This is a genomic window from Arthrobacter sp. HMWF013 (genome assembly GCF_003061105.1).
Lineage (GTDB): Bacteria > Actinomycetota > Actinomycetes > Actinomycetales > Micrococcaceae > Arthrobacter.
In genome coordinates this window covers 1-2,018 of record NZ_QAIQ01000509.1, presented here as the reverse complement: position 1 = coordinate 2,018, position 2,018 = coordinate 1, and the positions used below count along the sequence as shown (strand labels likewise).

Annotated in this window: 3 protein-coding genes; 1 reads left to right on the top strand and 2 read right to left on the bottom strand. The window is 66.3% G+C overall.

All coding sequences use genetic code 11. The annotated features are described in order from the left end of the window. Both DBR22_RS24730 and DBR22_RS17870 read right to left on the bottom strand, forming a co-directional pair. Positions 1 to 150 (bottom strand): FAD-dependent oxidoreductase (locus tag DBR22_RS24730; RefSeq protein ID WP_258229278.1); only part of this gene is annotated, 150 nt, incomplete at its 3' end. A 14-nt stretch (positions 151 to 164) separates the two neighbouring features. After that, complete coding sequence (locus tag DBR22_RS17870) at positions 165 to 518, bottom strand: zinc ribbon domain-containing protein YjdM (RefSeq protein WP_108600124.1); 354 nt, start codon at positions 516 to 518, stop codon at positions 165 to 167. An 85-nt stretch (positions 519 to 603) separates the two neighbouring features. On the opposite strand from DBR22_RS17870, the gene DBR22_RS17865 reads away from it, so the two are divergent. Continuing rightward, on the top strand, positions 604 to 1,983 hold the full coding sequence (locus tag DBR22_RS17865; RefSeq protein ID WP_108600123.1) for an SAM-dependent methyltransferase: 1,380 nt from the start codon (positions 604 to 606) through the stop codon (positions 1,981 to 1,983). Positions 1,984 to 2,018 lie beyond the last annotated feature (35 nt).

Sequence of the window (2,018 nt, the reverse complement as noted above, 5' to 3'; positions counted from 1 at the left end):
GTCTTTCCGCTGCCTACCACCTGCAGCGCCGGGACCCTCTTCGGCGTCGAACACCTTGTACGCCAGCCCCCGGCGCTGCAGGTGGTAGGCAGCGGAAAGACCTGCCTGGCCAGCCCCGATGACCGCCACATCAACTGTCCCGATTGCCATTGCGCTGATGCCGGTCAGACCTTCTTCACCACGGAGGATTTGAGCTGCATGGGCCCCACACCGTCCACTTTGCAGTCAATATCGTGGTCCCCCACGCCGTCCATCAGCCTGATCCCGCGGACCTTGGTGCCAACCTTGATGACGCCGGAACTGCCCTTGATCTTCAGGTCCTTGACCACCGTGACGGTATCGCCGTCGGCCAGGACATTACCCACCGCGTCCTTGATGACCCGCGGGCCCGCCTCCTCCGGCGCTTCACCGGCTGCGGCGGACCATTCGTGGCCACATTCCGGGCACACCAGGAGCGCACCCATCTCATAGGTGTACACACTGGAGCATTCGGGGCATGGCGGCAGGGTTTCGTTCACTCTCCCATGATAATCGTGGCTGCTTCGCTGACAGGCGCGGGCCGCCGTCGTACTGTTGGGCCATGGCGGAAGAAAGGCACGGACCATGACAACGGAAAAAGGGGCCGCAACACTGCTGGCCAAAGCGCTGGCCATAGTCCTGGGCACGGCGGAGGTGCCGCTGCGGCTGCGGGCGTGGGACGGCTCCGAGGCCGGACCGCCCGGTGCCCCCCTCCTTGAGTTCAGGTCACGCCGTGCCCTGCGCCGGATCCTGTGGTCGCCGGGGCAGTTGGGACTGAGCCGGGCCTACGTGTCGGGTGACATTGATGCCCCGGGCGACATCTTTGCAGGCTTCAAGGCCCTGAGTTCTGTGGGCAAGTTCTCCGAACCCGGCCCGTTCACTCCGCTGACACCGCGGGAACTGCTGACCCTCGTCCGTACCGCCGTGCGGCTGGGTGCGTTGGGGCCCAACCCCGCGCCTCCCCCGGAGGAGGCCAGTGTCATACGGAAGGGCAGGCTCCACACCCGGCGACGCGACGCTGCGGCAATTTCGCACCATTACGACGTCGGCAACGACTTTTATGCCCTCGTGCTGGGTCCGTCAATGGTTTACTCGTGCGCTGTGTGGGGATCCGGAACCACCGACGGCGGCATGATGGATGGCGGGGCGCAGGATATTGGGGCGGCCGGCGGCCAGGCGGCCGGCGGCGTTGAGCCACAGAGCCGTGGCCTTGTCGCGGGGCTTGAGGAGGCACAGGCGGCGAAGCTGGACCTGGTGTGCCGCAAGCTGGGGCTGAAACCCGGAATGCGGGTGCTGGATGTGGGCTGCGGCTGGGGCAGTTTTGCCCTGCACGCCGCAGAACATTACGGCGTCTCGGTGGTAGGGGTGACGCTGTCCTCGGAGCAGGCCGTGCGTGCCCGCAAACGGGCGGCGGATGCGGGCCTGACGGAAAACATCGACATCCGGGTGCAGGATTACCGGGACATCCCGGACGGACCCTTTGATGCCATCAGCTCGATCGGCATGTCCGAACACGTGGGCCGGGAACAGATGCCCGGCTACGTCCAGGTGCTGTACAGGCTGCTCCGCCCGGGGGGCCGGCTGCTCAACCACGCGATCTCGTGGAATGCAGGCCCCACGCGGGCGGACCCTGATTCCTTCATTCCGCGGTACGTTTTTCCCGACGGCGAGATGATCAGCCTGGGTGAGATGGTCGGCGCACTGGAGTCCGGAGGTTTCGAGGTACTGGACGTCGAAGCCCTGCGCCTGCACTATGCCCTGACCCTGCGGGCGTGGGTGAGGCGGCTCGAGGAGAACTGGGACGAGGCTGTCAGGCTGACCAGCCTGGGCCGTGCCCGGGTGTGGCGGCTGTACATGGCTTCCAGCGCCTTGGGCTTCGAGACCGGCCTCACGGGCGTCAATCAGGTGCTGGTGCAGAAGGCCGGCGGGGAGGCACCGCCGTTACGCCGGACAGACTGGGTTTAAAACGGAAGAGCCACCCGTGCGGGTGGCTCTTCGTG